This is a genomic window from Achromobacter sp. Marseille-Q0513 (genome assembly GCF_018195695.1).
In the GTDB taxonomy this organism is placed as follows: Bacteria; Pseudomonadota; Gammaproteobacteria; order Burkholderiales; family Burkholderiaceae_B; genus Achromobacter.
Map to the genome: position 1 here is coordinate 1 of NZ_JAGTJY010000040.1, position 15,280 is coordinate 15,280.

18 protein-coding genes are annotated in these 15,280 nt (G+C 62.3%); 8 read left to right on the plus strand and 10 right to left on the minus strand.

Translation table 11 applies throughout. The features are described 5' to 3' along the window. Positions 1 to 1,189: diaminopropionate ammonia-lyase (locus KDH83_RS10975; RefSeq protein ID WP_249205020.1), on the minus strand; the 1,189-nt coding region annotated here is incomplete at its 3' end. A gap of 19 nt (positions 1,190 to 1,208) precedes the next feature. Beyond that, a complete protein-coding gene (locus KDH83_RS10980; RefSeq protein WP_212315415.1) occupies positions 1,209 to 2,057 on the minus strand; it encodes a MurR/RpiR family transcriptional regulator in 849 nt (282 codons plus the stop codon). Between the two features lie 295 nt (positions 2,058 to 2,352). Here KDH83_RS10980 and KDH83_RS10985 point away from each other — a divergent pair, with 295 nt between their 5' ends. After that, positions 2,353 to 2,730, plus strand: a complete 378-nt coding sequence (locus tag KDH83_RS10985) for an I78 family peptidase inhibitor (protein ID WP_212315417.1) — start codon at positions 2,353 to 2,355, stop codon at positions 2,728 to 2,730. 677 nt (positions 2,731 to 3,407) lie between these two features. Here the strand turns inward: KDH83_RS10985 and KDH83_RS10990 are convergent. Continuing rightward, the gene (locus tag KDH83_RS10990) at positions 3,408 to 3,557 is read right to left on the minus strand and encodes a hypothetical protein (protein ID WP_212315419.1); all 150 of its coding nucleotides are present in this window, start codon (positions 3,555 to 3,557) and stop codon (positions 3,408 to 3,410) included. Positions 3,558 to 3,662: 105 nt separating this feature from the next. On the opposite strand from KDH83_RS10990, the gene KDH83_RS10995 reads away from it, so the two are divergent. Genes KDH83_RS10995 through KDH83_RS11025 form a run of 7 tightly spaced genes read left to right on the plus strand, consistent with a single transcriptional unit; the run spans position 3,663 to position 8,942 of the window. Beyond that, a complete protein-coding gene (locus tag KDH83_RS10995; RefSeq protein ID WP_212315421.1) occupies positions 3,663 to 4,298 on the plus strand; it encodes an NAD(P)H-dependent oxidoreductase in 636 nt (211 codons plus the stop codon). Beyond that, positions 4,295 to 4,771 (plus strand): DUF2867 domain-containing protein, encoded by a 477-nt coding sequence (locus KDH83_RS11000; protein ID WP_212315423.1) that lies wholly within the window; start codon positions 4,295 to 4,297, stop codon positions 4,769 to 4,771. Before KDH83_RS10995 ends, KDH83_RS11000 begins: the two co-directional genes overlap by 4 nt. Positions 4,772 to 4,787: 16 nt before the next feature. Continuing rightward, complete coding sequence (locus tag KDH83_RS11005) at positions 4,788 to 5,816, plus strand: AfsA-related hotdog domain-containing protein (RefSeq protein WP_212315425.1); 1,029 nt, start codon at positions 4,788 to 4,790, stop codon at positions 5,814 to 5,816. Positions 5,817 to 5,827: 11 nt separating this feature from the next. Next, positions 5,828 to 6,970, plus strand: coding sequence for an NADH:flavin oxidoreductase (locus KDH83_RS11010; protein ID WP_212315427.1), 1,143 nt, complete (start codon positions 5,828 to 5,830; stop codon positions 6,968 to 6,970). Between the two features lie 12 nt (positions 6,971 to 6,982). Beyond that, positions 6,983 to 7,756 carry an SDR family oxidoreductase gene (locus KDH83_RS11015; RefSeq protein WP_212315436.1) on the plus strand — a complete coding sequence of 258 codons (774 nt, stop codon included), beginning with the start codon at positions 6,983 to 6,985 and terminating at the stop codon, positions 7,754 to 7,756. Beyond that, positions 7,753 to 8,508, plus strand: coding sequence for an SDR family oxidoreductase (locus KDH83_RS11020; protein ID WP_212315437.1), 756 nt, complete (start codon positions 7,753 to 7,755; stop codon positions 8,506 to 8,508). The genes KDH83_RS11015 and KDH83_RS11020 overlap by 4 nt, the downstream gene beginning before the upstream one ends. Beyond that, positions 8,505 to 8,942, plus strand: coding sequence for a hypothetical protein (locus KDH83_RS11025; RefSeq protein WP_212315439.1), 438 nt, complete (start codon positions 8,505 to 8,507; stop codon positions 8,940 to 8,942). Before KDH83_RS11020 ends, KDH83_RS11025 begins: the two co-directional genes overlap by 4 nt. Positions 8,943 to 9,024: 82 nt before the next feature. Here the strand turns inward: KDH83_RS11025 and KDH83_RS11030 are convergent, their stop codons facing one another. The 7 genes from KDH83_RS11030 to KDH83_RS11060 form a co-directional block, all read right to left on the minus strand. Next, a complete protein-coding gene (locus KDH83_RS11030) occupies positions 9,025 to 9,915 on the minus strand; it encodes a hypothetical protein (RefSeq protein WP_212315441.1) in 891 nt (296 codons plus the stop codon). 17 nt (positions 9,916 to 9,932) lie between these two features. Beyond that, positions 9,933 to 10,538, minus strand: coding sequence for an LON peptidase substrate-binding domain-containing protein (locus KDH83_RS11035; protein ID WP_212315443.1), 606 nt, complete (start codon positions 10,536 to 10,538; stop codon positions 9,933 to 9,935). A gap of 8 nt (positions 10,539 to 10,546) precedes the next feature. Next, positions 10,547 to 10,954, minus strand: a complete 408-nt coding sequence (locus KDH83_RS11040) for a carboxymuconolactone decarboxylase family protein (protein WP_212315445.1) — start codon at positions 10,952 to 10,954, stop codon at positions 10,547 to 10,549. Positions 10,955 to 11,038: 84 nt separating this feature from the next. Next, positions 11,039 to 12,544, minus strand: coding sequence for a M81 family metallopeptidase (locus KDH83_RS11045; protein WP_212315447.1), 1,506 nt, complete (start codon positions 12,542 to 12,544; stop codon positions 11,039 to 11,041). Then, positions 12,541 to 13,200: an ANTAR domain-containing protein gene (locus KDH83_RS11050; protein ID WP_212315449.1), complete on the minus strand. Its 660-nt coding sequence runs from the start codon at positions 13,198 to 13,200 to the stop codon at positions 12,541 to 12,543. The genes KDH83_RS11045 and KDH83_RS11050 overlap by 4 nt, the downstream gene beginning before the upstream one ends. A 101-nt stretch (positions 13,201 to 13,301) precedes the next feature. After that, on the minus strand, positions 13,302 to 14,507 hold the full coding sequence (locus KDH83_RS11055; RefSeq protein ID WP_249205021.1) for a transporter substrate-binding domain-containing protein: 1,206 nt from the start codon (positions 14,505 to 14,507) through the stop codon (positions 13,302 to 13,304). 10 nt (positions 14,508 to 14,517) lie between these two features. Next, entirely contained in the window at positions 14,518 to 15,279 is a 762-nt protein-coding gene (locus KDH83_RS11060) for an ABC transporter ATP-binding protein (protein ID WP_212315493.1), read from the minus strand. Position 15,280: the final 1 nt, after the last annotated feature.

The window sequence follows — 15,280 nt, forward strand, 5'->3', positions numbered from 1 at the left end:
GGGTCTGGACGCCGGCAGCCGTGTGCTGGTGTTCGGCAGCGAGGGCGCGACCGACCCGGAACTCTACCAGCGCATCACGCAAGGCCGGATCGGCCAGCGCCGCCAGGCAACCGGTCAGCCCCGCGACCGCCGACTCGCCGGCCACGACCGGCCCGTCGCCGTAGCGCCCGCTGGCCAGCAGGCGCACGGTCTGGAGCGCGGCCTCGTCGTCGACCGTCAGGAACGCCTGCGCGCCCGGATGCAGCACTTCCCATGCCAGCAGCGAGACTTCGCCGCAGGCCAGGCCAGCCATCACGGTGTCCAGATCGCCGTGCACCGCCACCGGCTCGCCGGCGCGGGCGCTCTCGTAGAGGCAGGCCGCCTTGTCCGGCTCCACCACGATGAAACGCGGACGGCGCTCGCCCAGCTGCTCCCAGAAATGCGCGCATACCGCGGCCGCCAAGCCGCCCACGCCCCCTTGCAGGAAGACATGCGTCGGCAGCTCGCCGGCCTCGCGGCATTGGCGCAGCGCTTCGTCGGCCATCACCGCATAGCCCTGCATCACATCCTTGGGCACTTCCATATAGCCCGGATAGGACGTGTCCGACACCACATGACGCCCGAACCGCGCGGCGTCTTCAGCGGCCTGCCGCACTGAATCGTCATAATTGCCGGCGGTGCGTACGACTTGCGCGCCGTACTGCTCGATCGCGTGCTTGCGACCTTCGCTGACGGTGGCGTGGATGTAGATCACGCACTGGCAGCCGAAACGCTGCGCGCCCCAGGCCACCGAACGGCCATGGTTGCCGTCGGTGGCGCAGGTCACTGTGATCGACTGTGTCAGTTCGCGATAGCGGCCGGACAGCAGATCGTCCACGGACAGGTCGTCCCGGCCCAGCCGGGCCGCCAGCTCTCGCAGCAACTGCCGGCTGACCGCGTAGGCGCCGCCCAGGGCCTTGAAGCTGCCCAGTCCGAAGCGGCCGCCCTCATCCTTGTAGCGGATGCCGGCCACGCCGACGGCCCGCGCCAGACCGGACAGATCGCGCAGCGGCGTGGGCTGGTAGCCGGGCCAGTTGCGGATCTGCGCCTCGGCGCTCGCGTAGGCCTGCCCGCCCAGCACGTCGAGCTGACGCTGGCCATAGGGCGCAGCCGCCTCGAAGGCGGGGTTGAGCGCGTATCGCAACCGGATATTCGAAATCGGGGGGGTCAAGTCAGTCTCCTCTTGAGGTTCAGCGATGCAAGTCGCCGTAGTGTTCATGTAGTTGTTCGATGTGCTGCAGGCGTTCGCGCGCGGCCGGTCCGAGCTTGCGGGCCAGGGCCGAGCACAGATGATTGATCAGGCTGATGGCGGCGACGTAGGAATCGAAGACCGCCGAACCGTTGTTGACGCAGCGCAGGACCAGGTCCGAACGCGCCGGCAGTTCGGTCGCGGTGGGATCGGTCAGCACCACGACCTTTGCGTCCACCCGGTTGGCGTGTTCGACGATGGGTTTGAGCAAGGTGACGCGGCGGCGGAAATCCATCACCAGCAACACGTCGTCCGGTCCCAGGTCGGCCAGATCCTCGGCCAGGTTCAGCCCCGCGCCGGGCACCAGCACGACGCCGTCGCGCAACTGCGTCAGTAACGCCCAGGCATACTGCGCCAGCACCCGGCCATTGCGAAATCCCGCGATGCAGATGCGACGCCCGCCGGCAAGCAGGGACAGCGCGCGCTCGACGTCCCGGCTGTCCAGCCGCTCGAACGTCTGCGCCAGGTTCTGCAGATCCATGGCCAGATGCGCGGCGAGCGCATCGCCGGTGGCGTCGGGCGGACGCACGCCGGCCATTTCGTACAGCGGCGATCCGCGCGCGCCCTCGTCGCGCGCCTGGGCGCGCACCTCATTGAAATTCTCGTAGCCCAGGCGCCGGAAGAAGCGCCCCGCCGTGGCCTTGGACACGCCGGCCTTCTGCGCCAGCTCGGCGCCCGAATAGGCCGCGATATTGCCCAGGCATTCGAGGGTGACATGGGCGAGGCGCTGCTCGCTGTCCGTGAAAGTGTCCTGCTGCGCCAGGATCCGCTCTTGCAACGTCGAGCTCATGGTGATCAGATCTATGAAACTATGGTTTCATAAATATATTCTCATGAAACTTTAGTGTCAACGATTCAAAGCACCATGGAAACCCGCATTGGCGCCTGCCCGGCCAGATCAACGCCGGTCCTCACCGAGCCAGCCGGATCGCCAACTCTCCCCTCATCGCCCCGGGACCGAGGAGTCGCCCCGCGCGGCGCTGTCCCTCCCGCTCTGGTCTATCATGTTTTCCTGCGCGCGACGGGCAGGCGTCCCAGCCCGCGCGGCATTTTCATGTAGTCCACGTAGTAGCAAGGAGCCCTCTATGATCCGCAAGCTGATTCCCGTCCTGCTGGCCGCCACGCTGAGCGCCTGCGCCAATACCGGCGCGCCCCGCTCGTCCAGCCCGTCCTCGGATACCAGCTCAAGCGCGCCCGCCGCCAGCAGCGGAACCTCGTCCGGCTCCAGCTACAGCCCGACGGCCAGCGGCCCGTCCGGCAAGACCTGCGACGCCAGCGCCCTGCAATCCGAGATCGGCAAGAAAGCCACCCCCGCCGTTCTGGAAGATCTGCGCTCGCGCAGCGGTAGCCAGACCGCCCGCATGCTGCGGCCCGGCCAGCTGGTCACGATGGAATACAACGACACTCGCCTGAACCTGATCCTCGATGGCAAGGATGTGATGACGGCGATCCGCTGCGGGTGAGACCGATCCCGACATAGCATGACGGCGGGCGGCAAGAAAACGCCCGCCCGCACCAAGGCGCATCCCTCGCACGCGATATCCATCGCCCCCCCTTAGCGTCACAAAAGCGCGCAATACGCGCCAGATAGGTGACTGCTGCCCTGGCCCCGCACGAGCAACCGAGCCATCCCCTGGCGGTTGCGGGCCAGCATTCGCCTGACCGACACACCCACTCCGCGAGCTACGGGCGTGACAGCGCCAAATGGGTGCTGGGGCCTAACGCATCTGATAGGACGCCAGCGGCTCCCGCTTCGGCTCTGGCCGCCCATACCCGAGTTGCGGCCGTCTCGATTGAGAACGTATTCACCTGACCATTGACCGTGTTCATGTGCTCAACCGCGATCTCTTGCCGCGTGTAGAGCAGCGGCGTCTGTGCGACGAAACCTTGCTCACGGACAGCGACTGAGAATATTTCGGCGGACCTCAATCAGCATCCATTCGAATTATTCCTGCAACGGGAAAGCGCCAAGCATCACGCCACGTCATTCGAACCCACCCGAATCCCGGCCGGCCTTGCAGAAAATGGGTTCACGCCATCACCAACGCATAACCCGAATTCATTCAAGTCACTTGACCCACGCATGAAAGAGCGCGACCAAAGATTTTCAAATCCGGGGTAATAATTATTCATGGATTTCCTAGGAATTATCTGCTTTTTGGTCCAGAGCCTTGCCAATCCGCAACCACATCAATAAAAATGCGGTTCGATATTTATTGAAAATCACTCTCTTTTTCAGCGACATCGACATTAAACAAGTCGCCACACAGAGACCCATGGGCAGTTCCATACCCCGCTCTTTTCCGCCTCCACCTTGTCATCCATATTGCAAAACCGATGGCAACCGGTTTAACCCAACGAAGTTCTCAGCCACGAATCAACAAGGCACCTTTCCATGACAGCATGCAATATGAAAAAAGATCGGCGCATTCTCTTTGTGTGCGGTCACCCCGACGTTGCCGCATCACGCTATCAAGAGCGATTACTTCATCATTGCAAAGATGTCGGAATTGATCATCTCGTTCTCGCGAATGAATTTGAAGAATCAGAATTCTCCGTTTCAAAAATGCAGGAACTCCTGATTAATTCAGACAGGATAATTCTGTCATTCCCATTCTACTGGTACGGATTTCCCGCCCTCATGAAGCGCTGGTTCGATGATGTCTTCTTGCCAGGCTTTGCCTATGCGACGGGTGGAGACAAACTCCACGGCAAGGAATTCCTGATTTGCACGACGGTTGGCGCTCCCTCGCATGCCTATTCTGCCGCGGGATTCAATAACTTCACGATGGACGAGCTGCTCAGACCGATTCAGCAATCCATCCAATATATTGGTGGAGTTTATCTTCCGCCCTACATTATCTTCAGCTCGCTCTTCATCGATGCGCGCGACATTGTGGATAAATGCAATTCCGCCATCGATCATTTCAAGAGAACCTTTAAATCGAAAGGCCAAATCTATCGTGACATGATCGCCGAGGCAGAAAGGTCCGCCATTTCCCTTCTTGCCCAGCCAGAAGGCGCGGCATGAACGGCCATCGCTACGACTTTCTCGAGCGGAGGCCTGCGAACGAGTTGGACTACTTTGACAGGCGGTCAATCGATCTTGATCGTGAATTAACGCCAATCGAAGTATATGAGCAGATCACACGGCATCCATCACGGCTGGTGCAAGGCTTGTTCGCAGCCAGAGACATTCTGGGCTATCCACTGGGAATCCGGCCGATTAAAGGATTTGGCACAGCCCAGAGGCAGGAGCGTGACGGGATTGAGTACCTGGACTTTTTCGAACTCATATCTTGCGATCAGAAGAGTCTGAAGCTGGTGGCCTCGGACCACCATTTGGATGTGTTGATAGACATTCAAACCAGTACGACCGATGGCAGGCACACGGTAAGCGTCGTAGCTCGCGTCAAATGTAAAAACTGGGTCGGCCGAATTTACATGATTCCCGTCAGACCCATTCACCGCCTCCTAGTGCAATCAATGTTGAAAAAATTATAGACCCCCCATAAAAATCATGCCTATCGCCCTCCCTGCCCTAACATCCAATCTATTGCACAAGTCAAGCGCGGATGACGTACTCATTGAGAATCCCAATCTGTTAATTCCTGCCACTCTACCAACAGGCCGATTGAGCGTTGATGGCGTGGACAAGCTCATATCGACTGGTTTTTACAAGCTATCCGAAGATGATCAAGCGATCTTGTCATCGACCCTGGATTCCATTTCCCACATCGACAACTTCTGCTCGGCAGGGTTGGTCAATACGCTCGAGCGACACGCGGGGAGCGAAAAGACCGCTATCTCCCAAATCCTCAAAAGCACCGAGGTCAGCATACCTTTCGCGATAAGCTTCAATGCGATAAACAACACAGACCACTATTATTTCTATCAAAAAGAGCATGAGCATGTTCCCGGGACCATGCTTATCGAGATCGCCCGGCAAGCGATGTACTACTACACGTATGCAAGCTATTGCCATCAGCGCGGCAAGGTCACGATTTCCATTTCCACCTTGGATGTTGTTTTTGATGGCTACACGGAATCAAGCTATCCATTGCAAGTCATCGCAACCCAGGCTAACGGCAATTACGAATCTGCCCCCAAGCATCTGGATTTGATAGCGGAATTCTTCCAGCGCGGAAAGCGTGTTGGTCAAATCCGTCTGAAAGGCGGCGTCATGAGGGAGGCCGTATTTAAAAAATTGCGTCGCTTCGAGCCTCCTGCACAGTGCATTTTCCAGCCCTTCCCGCATTTGGCGCATCGTGTTCTGCTGGATAGCGGCTCCGGCCAGATTGTCACTGGCGTCCTTGAATCGATTTCCCTTTCTTCCCTGACGATCAAGGCGCCTGGCTCCACAGATGCGATAACCCGCATCCTGATTCTTCTCCCCGACGAGCCCTGCCTCGTTCTTCCTGTGACAGTGCAGCGCATCGAGGAGGAAATGATCGTGCTTGAAACGGGAGAATTCTCGACCGAAGCGGAGGCCGCGCTGAAATCCTACATCAAGCGATATTGCAAATACATGCACGGCCCCTCTCACTGAGCGACAGAAAAATGTCGATCAAGTATGAGAATTGCCGAGAATCAATAATCCTGGAAAACGGCGCCGTCTTTCGCAACAGAATATTCTTTGCCGCCATGGGCATTGATTGCGCCCAGGACGACGGATCCTTTTCACAATCACTTTACGAATTCTATGCCGGAATAATACGAGGCGGCGTTGGCGCCGTTGTCTTTGCGAATGCCAGCATCAGCAAATCATCCCGCCTGAAGCTGGGGGGTTTGCTATTGACAACGGCAGCTCATGCCAACGCTTTGCAACCGATCATCGACTACGCGAATGACCAACGATGCGTCGCCATCATTCAGTTGCAACATTATGGCGCCCAAGGACTGACTGAACTCACCGGATCGCCACTGCTCGCCCCAACTGTCTCGATGGCCGCGCGCAATGGCTCTGCCCCGATGAAAGCCATGAGCCATTCGGACATAAATGGCGTCGTTGACCAGTTCGCCAATGCTGCCATTCGCGCTGAAACCATCGGAGCTGGCGGAATTCAGATCCAAGCCTCGAATGGCTATCTCATCAGCAGTTTTCTATCTCCATTTTCCAACCTGAGAAACGATGAGTATGGCGGAGACATAATCGGAAGAGCCAGATTCTTGCTGGAAATCGTCAAAGCCATCCGAAGCTGCTTGTCTCGACAAACCATGGTATCGGTGCGCCTGAATGTCGACGATGTTGTCGATTTTGGAGGTGTATCGCTTGAGGATGTGATCGAAACAGTCCATATGCTGAAAATGTCCGGTTGCGATCTTGTGGAACTCTCGTGTTGCGTGCGGCAATCGTTCAAATCACTGATCACGCCATCTCACAGCTTCATAGACATGGTCAGATCCAAGGTCAGAGCTGTCCGTGCAAGCTCTTCGCTGCCGATCTCATACGCAGGCGGAACGCGATCCCTGCTGGAAGCGGAATCCCTATTGACAAGCGCGACATGCGACCTGGTAGGCATGAGCCGCGCCTTGTTCGCGGACAACGATCTGGTCCGGAAATCTCTTGCCAACAGGGAACATGATATTTCTGCCTGTCTATTCGAAGGAAACTGCTTTCGCGACAAAAGCAATCCTTTGGCTGATCGCGTCTATTGTTGCGTTTCCAAGATATATCCTCGCCCTTCCCATATCAAATACTAGCGGAGTCAAGCAATGAGTTTTTCCGGAAAAACCATAGTCATCGCAGGAGGAACCAGCGGCATTGGTATGTCCCTTGCCAGCAGATTCACGAGTTTGGGAAACGTGGTGATCATTCTTGGGCGTGATGACAGGAAAGGAAAATTGACCGAGGCCCAACTTGGCAAAAACTCCAGATTCCTGCAATGCGATGTCAGCGACCACCAGGCCGTTGAGCGTGTTTTCCAGGAAATTGATACCGAGTACTCCGGCTTCGATCTTGCTGTGAATAACGCTGGCATTACGACGCCTTATTCTCCAGTGGCCGATGTGGCAGCGCATGATTGGGAACAGAACATCTCGATCAATTTGTCGGGCGTCTTTCACTGCATGAAACATCAGATCCCCGTGTTGCAACGTAAACCTGGCGGCGCAATTGTCAATGTCTCTTCGTGCGCTGGCGTTGTACCACTTGCAAGACAAGCCCCCTATGTCAGCAGCAAGGCGGCAGTGAATGCGCTAACGCAGGTCGCCGCGCTTGAGTACGCGTTTGAAGGCGGTAACAGCCACCCCGTCAGAATCAATGCGATCGCACCCGGGCCCACGTTAGGCGGAATGAACACGGCCGAACGCCTTGCTGCCAATCCGGCAAACACGGAGAAAAAGCGCAATGCAACAGCGATGCGACGCTTTGCAGAGCCAAAGGAAATAGTCGAAGCCGTCGAATGGCTGCTATCGGAGCGCGCTTCCTACGTCACAGGAACCATTCTAAACGTCGACGGCGGCTATGCCGCGGGCAAACTACCATGAAGACGGTCTATCGCGCGCTAGTAACAGGTTCCAGCCGAGGGATTGGTCTTGCCGTTGCCAAGAACCTCCTGGAACGCGGAATTTCTGTCTTCGGAATAGCGCGGACAACCCCTGTCGATCTGATAAAGCATGCCAAATACGAACATTTCAATATCGATCTCGCAGACTTGCCGAGACTTGAGCGCGCACTGAAAACTCCCCAGATCATTGAAAAATATCGAGACATCGATGTCGCGTTTCTGAACGCCGGCGTATTTGGGCCATCACCTAGAACAGCGAATCGCATCGATTTGCAGGATTTTCTGAGCGTACTGCATACCAACACTGTTTCCAATAAGCTCCTACTGGATTCCATTATTGAACATGCATCCCCATCCCGCATATTAGTTTCATCGTCGATATCGGGCATGCGCCAGCGTCAGGGCATGGCGGCCTACGCCGTCTCGAAAGCTGCCTTGATCGCACTGATCAAAACATATGCACTTGAAAACAAGAATATCTTCTTTGCAAACCTGGGCCTTTGCAATGTAAGAACACAACTTGCGGAAATAATATTGCAACCCTCGGAGGGATTGACCGAGTTACTGCTATTGAAAGAGCGAGCCACACAGAAGGATTATCTCGCATCCCCTGCCGATCGCGCCGATCAAATGATCAGCATCATGATGGGTGCTCACCGAGATCGGATTGCGTCAGGGGACTTCATTGAAATCAGGCAATTATTCAACCCTCGAGGAATCAGCCAATCATGAACAAGTCAAATATCAACGACAACAGAATGGCAAGAAAAATAACCAAAATATCCGCCATCTATGACATTATTGCAGCCATTGGTCTGACAATACCGCCGTTTTATCTGTACTTGAGAAATATTCTCTTCACCCTGGAAAAAGCCGTCGACACGCCTGGCGCACAGGGACCTGTTATTCCTTATGATGTTTTCTTCGCCAACATAGGCGGGCTTGCACTTGTAGCATGGGCAATTGCCAGACTCGTATCGTTCGATCGCACACATCTGCTGATAGATGGCGTATTGAAATTACTCATCGTGCTTGTTCAAGTCTGGGCTGTTCTTTCTGGGGCGACAAGCATCTTGCTCGCGCTTGGAATCGTGCTTGCCATTATCGGCATTCTAGACATCTGGGCATTTACTCGCTGCGCCGATGAAAATCGGATGCATCGTTGACGATCCATGACGGCAACTTGCGCGCCGCCATGCCCATGTGTGCTGAGATGGTATTCACCTAACTGCCGACCACTCCCCCCGGCTAATCGTCCCCGCCGCCCGCCTTGCGGGCCTCGGACAGCGCCACCGTCAGGTTGGCGACCTTCTTCTTCAACTGATCGCGTTCCTCGGTCACCCGCGCCAGCACCGCGCGCAGGCGCGTGACTTCGGCGGGCAGGTCCTCGATCTCTTCCACGGGCACCTCGGGCGGGGCCTCGCGCGGCGGCGGGGCCTTGGCCTGGCGGGCTTCGCGGGCGGCCTCGCGCAGTTCCTTGCGTCCGGCCGTGGCGGCTGCCGCCTGGCGTTCCTGCGGCAGCGAGGCCACGGCGGCGGCCGCGTTGATGGAGATCTCGCCGGCCTTGACCGCCCGCACCAGTTCCGGCGCGGCTTCCTTCTGGATCTTCTCGATCTGGCCCAGCGTGCTGCTGCTGATGCGTGCCGCGCGCGCCAGCGCCTGGCGCGACAGCTCGGCGCGGCCCTGGGCCTGGGACATCACGACGGGCTTGGGGCCCGCGCCGTCACCCTCGGCGTCACCGCCGGCATCGCTCGCGGCGGCCGGCATGGGTTCGTCGCCTTCCGACCGCGCGCCCTCGTCCCAGGGCGGCGTGCTGCGCGATTGCAGGATCTCGCGCTTGCGCAGCGCCAGCACGCCGCGCTGGAAGTCCGACACGCTGCGCCGGCCCAGATGGTTCTCGATCATCCAGAGATACACGTCCTCGATGGACTTGAAGCTGGTGTTCTGGCGCGTCTCGAACGGAATATTGTGTTTCCTGCACAGCGCGTAGCGGTTGTGCCCGTCGATCAGCAGGTCGCCCCACAGCACCAGCGCGTCGCGGCAGCCTTCGGCCAGCAGGCTGCGTTCCAGCGCGGCGGACTCGTCTTCGGTCAAGGGGTCGATATAGGCCCGCAGGCCTTCGTCAATTCTGATTTCCATAACATCCAAGAAAAATTTCAGCTCGCGTCCCGCAGCGCCTGCCGCACGGCGGCCAGGCGCGCCACCGGGTCGGGCAACGCCAGCAGCCTGGCCTGCTCGGCCGCCGGCAGCGGCAGCAGCTCGCACCAGCGGTCGGCCACCCAGCCGCAGTCGTCCAGCCGGAACGGCGGCGCCAGCGGCATGTGCTCGGCCGGCACGCCCCCGCGCTGCCAGCCCGCGATCAGCTTGCCCAGCGCGTCGGCGCAATCCTGCAGGTCCGCCGGCACCTCGGCCGGCGAGTCGTCGGCGATGGCCTCGGCCTCGCCCATCCAAAGCCCGTATTTTGCCAGCTGGCTGGCATGCAGCCGGAATCGGCCCGCGCCCACGCAGCGCAGCGCCAGCAGCGCGGGCATCGGCGCGTCCCAGGATTCGATGCGCGCCATCGTGCCCACCGGCGCCAGCGTCTCCTGGCCCTCGGGGCTGCGGACCTCGCTGCCCGACAGCAGCGCCACCACGCCAAAGCCGCTGCCGTCGGCGATGCAGCGGCGCACCATGTCCAGGTAGCGCACCTCGAACACGCGCAAGTGCAGCACGCCGCCTGGAAACAGCGCGCGCGATAGCGGAAACAGCGGGATCAGCGCCATGACGCCGCCTATTTGACCAGGAAGGCCTCGTCCACCGGCACCTGCATGGACGTGACCAGCGCATTGGTCTGGGCCGCCATGCCGATCACGGCCAGCAGCTCGGCGTGCTGGCCGTCGGTCATGCCCTTGGCCCTGGCCGCCGCCGTGTGGGAATGGATGCAGTAGCCGCAGCCATTGGCCGTGGACACGGCGATGTAGATCAGCTCGCGCACCAGCGGCGACAGTTCGCCGTCCGCCATCATGACCTGCTTGAGCTGCTCCCAGACCCGCCGCAGCTGCGGCGGATCATTGGCCAGGGCGCGCCAGAAGTTGTTGACGAAATCGGATTTGCGCGTGGCGCGGATGTCCTCGAACACCGCCCACGCCTCGGGAATCGCGCGGACTTCCTCGTCCGACAGCAAGCGCACCGTGGCCATGGCCCTTCCTCCCAGTATGGCGACCGGGGCGCGGCCGGACGCCGCGCCCGCAAGCCGCCATTGGACAGGATAGCGGCCCGCCGTTCAAGCCTGGGCGCGATAGTCCTGCTGCGCCATCGGCTCCAGCGGATACAGCGGCCGCTGGCGGCGCTGGTAGGCGAACAGGCCGTAGTCCGAGCTGGTGACGCCCGGGCTGTCGCACTCGACCAGCGCGCCGGAGATGGGCACGAACACCGGCCGGCAATACATGCGCGACTTGACCAGCACGAAGCGCGCGGCGCGCGGGTCCAGGCCCAGGCTTTCGAACACGCCCAGGTCCCAGGGCTCGTGCGTGCGGCTGGTCAGCACCAGCTGCGCCGCGCCCAGGTCCAGCACCGCGCTGGGGCCCATGCAGGCGGTCTGCCCGGTGTAGGTCGGGCCGGTGATCACGTATTCGCCATTGGTCAGCGCGCGCACCACGCCGCGCAGCGTCACCGGCGCGGCGGCGCGGCCGATGGCGTCGATGGGCCGCTTGTTGCCCACCGGCAGCTCCACCGTGGCGCCCACGCCCGCGCGCGCCATGGCCGCGACGGCCTCGGGATCGCAGTACAGCCCGGCCTGGATGCCGGTCAGCCCCGCGTCCAGCGCCGCCATCAGCACGTCCATGGTGTCGCAGGTGCCGCCCGACATGCAGTTGTCGCCATGATCCAGCAGCAGCACCGGCTTGTCCGCGCCTTCGGCCAGCCGGGCCGCGCGCGCCAGCGAGTCGGCCAGCGGCTCACTGCGGTAGTAGAAGCCGTCGCGGTTGGCCCAGATGGCGTCGGCCAGCGCCGCCACGGCGCGCTCGGCGGCCGCGCGTCCGGCCTCGCCCGCGCCCACCGCCACCACGCTCAGGCAGGGCGCGGGGATGTCGGCCAGCGCGAAGCCGGCCAGCACCGACACGCCCAGCACCGCTCCCTGCTCGGCCTGGCGGGCGGCCTGCACCGCCTCGCGCATCGCGCCCTCGGCCGTGGCGCTGCGCAGCGTGTGGGTCATCAGCGGCAGGCGGCGCCAGGCCAGCGCCGGGCGCGGTCCGCCCGCCAGCCAGTCGAACAGGATGCGGCCGGCGTGTTCGCCGGTTTCGTACATGTCGACATGGGGATAGGTCTTGAAGCTGATGATGACGTCGGCGTTGTCCACCATCTTCTGCGTGACGTTGCCGTGCAGATCCAGCGCCACGGCCACCGGCACGCCCGGCGCGGCCTGGCGCAGCCGTTCCAGCAGGTCGCCCTCGCCGTCGTCGGTGGTCTCGACCGCCATGGCGCCATGCAGGTCCAGCAGCAGCGCGTCGCAGCCGGGCGCGGCGGCGACGATGCGGTCGCATAGTTCCCGGTAGGCCACGCCGTCCACCCGCCCGCTGGGGTAGGCCGTGGCCGACACCGGCGTGACCAGGTCGGCGCCGCGCGCCTCGGCCAGCTCGATGAAGGCGGACATGGCGGTGCGCTTGCCCTTGTTCTCTTCGTAGGCGGCGGCGTCGTAGGTCGGGCCGTCGTTGCCGAAGGCGGACAGCGGCGTGGGCACCGGCGAGAACGTGTTGGTCTCGTGGTTCATGCGCGCGATCAGGACTTTCATGTGGGGTCTCCCTTGGTTTTTTCTGCCGTGCCCGGTGCGCGCGCCGACGCGCCGCCCAGGCCGAGTTTTTCCATGGCCTCGCTGGCCTCGACGATCATGGCGGCCACCTCGGCCACGCTGACCCGCAGGCGGGTGGCGCGCGAACGCATGTGCTCGTAGGCCTCGCGCTCATCCACCCGCTGGTTGTCCATCAGCGCGCGGATCGCCTTCTCGATCACGCGGCGCGCCTTGATGGTGCCTTCCAGCTTGTCGATCTTGTTCTGCTGGCGGTTCTGGAACAGCTTGGCCGAGCGCGCCAGCACCAGCGTGCTGAGGATGCCGGCCGAGCGGAACGGCCGCGTCAGCACGCCGTGGGCGTTGGTCTTGAGCAGCTGCTTGAGCGTGGTCGGCGTCTCGTAGTCCGACAGCGCGATCAGCGTGGCCTCGGCCTCGCTGGCCGACCAGGCGGCGCTGTTCTGCCCGCACTGCGACACCAGGAAGAACACCACGTCGGCGCCCGCCGGCGGACAATCCGGGAAGGGCCAGTGCAGATGGATGCGGCAGCCGATGCGCTTGAGCTGCTCGACCAGCAGGTCGCGGTCCTCGCCGGGCGGATAGACCACGGCCACCGCGATGCTGCGCAGGTCCTCGTAGAGGCGGCGTAGGCTATGGTCCATGTCAGTACTCACCTTCGGGGCCGCACGGAGCCGGCTTCGCCGGTCCGTAGCGGCGCCCCCTGGAGGGGGGAGCGCGCAGCGCTTCGGGGGTGGGCCTCATCTCATTCCAGCCAGAAGGCGTCCAGGCCCAGGGACGTCATGTACGGATCCGGCCGCACCGCCGCGTCGCTCTGCCAGACCACGTCGAAGCCGCCGTCCGGCCGGCACACGCCGATGCGCGGCGTCAGGGCGCAATGATTGTTCTCGGGCAGCACCGCCAGCGGGCCGCCCGGCGCGTCGAAGGCCACCTGGTGCACCGCCTGCACCAGCTTGCGGGTGTCCTGGCTGCCCGCAAGCTGCAAGGCGCGGGCGTACAGATGCACCTGGCTATAGGATGCCTCGGCGTAGACGCTGGCCGGCCGCTCGCCGAAGCGCTGCCGCCAGCGCGCCAGGAAATGCGCGTTGGCCGGCGTGTCCACCGAATTGAAGTACGTGGCCGCGGTGATGTGGCCGGCGCACAGGGCCGGGCCGACCTGGGCCACCTCGGCCTCGGTCATGGTCAGGCTGGCGATGGGCATGCGCGCGGCCGACAGGCCCATCTCGTGGTAGCGGCGGTAGAAGCGCTCGGCGTCCGAGCCGATCAGTGTCGAGAACACCACGTCCGGCTGGATGCGGCGGATATCCTCGACCACCTCGTTGATGTCGGCCTGGTCGCAGCCCAGCCGCAGATAGGTTTCGTCGAGGATCTCGCCGCCGTGCTGCTCGACGGTGTCGCGCATGATGCGGTTGGTCTCGCGCGGATAGATGTAGTCGGCGCCCACCAGGAAGATGCGCGAGCCGCAATGCCGGATCAGGTAGGCCGCCAGCTGCATGCTGCCCTGGTTGGGCGCGGCGCCCGTGTAGATGACATTGGGCGAATACTCGAAACCTTCGTAGACCGAGGCGTACCACAGCAGCGAGTTGCTGCGCTCGACCACCGGCAGCATGGCCTTGCGGCAATGCGAGGTGCAGCCGCCGAAAATCACGTTGACCTCGTCGTCCAGCAGCAGCCGGCCGGCCAGCCGGCGGTATTCCTCGCTCTCGCTGCGCGGGTCGTAGACCACCGGCTCCAGCGGCCGGCCCAGCACGCCGCCCAGCGCATTGATCTCTTCCACGGCCAGCACCGTGCCGAAGAAATGCTGCGACTCGGTGGTGCCGCTGACGCCGCTGCGCGAGTACAGCACGCCGATGCGCCAGCCGGGCACGGCCGGGGCCGGCGGCGTGGCCGGGTGCGGGGTCGGCGCGTGGCCGCCGTTGGCCTGCGTCATGGCGTCGGGATTCGGGTTCATGCCTGCCGGTTCATACCTTCAAGTGATCAATGATATGGCCTGCGGCCCCGGCCGCGCCAGCCTCGCCCTGGTCGACGATGGCGCCCTGCTTCAGGATCAGGTAGCGGTCGGCCACCTTGAGCGCGAAGGCCACGTTCTGCTCGACGATGAACATGCTGGTGCCGCGCCGCTCGCGCTCCCAGGCCAGCGCGCCGGCCAGCCGGTCGATCACCGAGGGCTGCAGGCCTTCGGTGATCTCGTCCAGCAGCAGCAAGGCGGGCCGTTGCATCAGCCCGCGCGCCACCAGCAGCATCTTCTGCTCGCCGCCCGACAGGGTGCCGGCATGCTGGCGCAGTCGGCTGGCGAATACCGGAAACAGTTCCCGCACATCGGCGAAGCGCTCGTCGAACAGCCGGTCGGACGGCAGGCCCAGCCGCAGGTTGTCGCGGATGCTCAGGTCCGGGAACAGCGCCTGCTCCTGCGCGGCATAGGCCACGCCATGGCGCGCCACGTCCTGCGGCCGCATGCGCGTGGCGTCCGCGCCGCCCAGCCGCACCCGGCCGCCGGCCTTGGGCAGATAGCCCATGACCGTCTTGAGCAGCGTGCTCTTGCCCATGCCGTTCTTGCCCAGCAGCGCCACGCAAGCCCCAGGTTCCACCGCCAGCGACACGTCGCGCAGCACCAGCGCCGACTTGTAGCCGCTGGACACGCCCTCCAGGGCCAGGGCCGGCTGGCCGCCCTGCCCGCCCGCGCCGACGCATCCGTCCGCCTTCGCATGTCCATTCGCCTGCATG

Coding starts and splice junctions, on each gene's coding strand:
- KDH83_RS11030 (WP_212315441.1), bottom strand. CDS start 9,915: ATGGAAATCAGAATTGACGAAGGCCTGCGGGCCTATATCGACCCCTTG.
- KDH83_RS10990 (WP_212315419.1), bottom strand. CDS start 3,557: ATGGAACTGCCCATGGGTCTCTGTGTGGCGACTTGTTTAATGTCGATG.
- KDH83_RS11055 (WP_249205021.1), bottom strand. CDS start 14,507: ATGAACCCGAATCCCGACGCCATGACGCAGGCCAACGGCGGCCACGCG.
- KDH83_RS11025 (WP_212315439.1), top strand. CDS start 8,505: ATGAACAAGTCAAATATCAACGACAACAGAATGGCAAGAAAAATAACC.
- KDH83_RS11010 (WP_212315427.1), top strand. CDS start 5,828: ATGTCGATCAAGTATGAGAATTGCCGAGAATCAATAATCCTGGAAAAC.
- KDH83_RS10985 (WP_212315417.1), top strand. CDS start 2,353: ATGATCCGCAAGCTGATTCCCGTCCTGCTGGCCGCCACGCTGAGCGCC.
- KDH83_RS11045 (WP_212315447.1), bottom strand. CDS start 12,544: ATGAAAGTCCTGATCGCGCGCATGAACCACGAGACCAACACGTTCTCG.
- KDH83_RS11040 (WP_212315445.1), bottom strand. CDS start 10,954: ATGGCCACGGTGCGCTTGCTGTCGGACGAGGAAGTCCGCGCGATTCCC.
- KDH83_RS11005 (WP_212315425.1), top strand. CDS start 4,788: ATGCCTATCGCCCTCCCTGCCCTAACATCCAATCTATTGCACAAGTCA.
- KDH83_RS11050 (WP_212315449.1), bottom strand. CDS start 13,200: ATGGACCATAGCCTACGCCGCCTCTACGAGGACCTGCGCAGCATCGCG.
- KDH83_RS11060 (WP_212315493.1), bottom strand. CDS start 15,279: ATGCAGGCGAATGGACATGCGAAGGCGGACGGATGCGTCGGCGCGGGC.
- KDH83_RS11015 (WP_212315436.1), top strand. CDS start 6,983: ATGAGTTTTTCCGGAAAAACCATAGTCATCGCAGGAGGAACCAGCGGC.
- KDH83_RS11000 (WP_212315423.1), top strand. CDS start 4,295: ATGAACGGCCATCGCTACGACTTTCTCGAGCGGAGGCCTGCGAACGAG.
- KDH83_RS11035 (WP_212315443.1), bottom strand. CDS start 10,538: ATGGCGCTGATCCCGCTGTTTCCGCTATCGCGCGCGCTGTTTCCAGGC.
- KDH83_RS10995 (WP_212315421.1), top strand. CDS start 3,663: ATGACAGCATGCAATATGAAAAAAGATCGGCGCATTCTCTTTGTGTGC.
- KDH83_RS10980 (WP_212315415.1), bottom strand. CDS start 2,057: ATGAGCTCGACGTTGCAAGAGCGGATCCTGGCGCAGCAGGACACTTTC.
- KDH83_RS11020 (WP_212315437.1), top strand. CDS start 7,753: ATGAAGACGGTCTATCGCGCGCTAGTAACAGGTTCCAGCCGAGGGATT.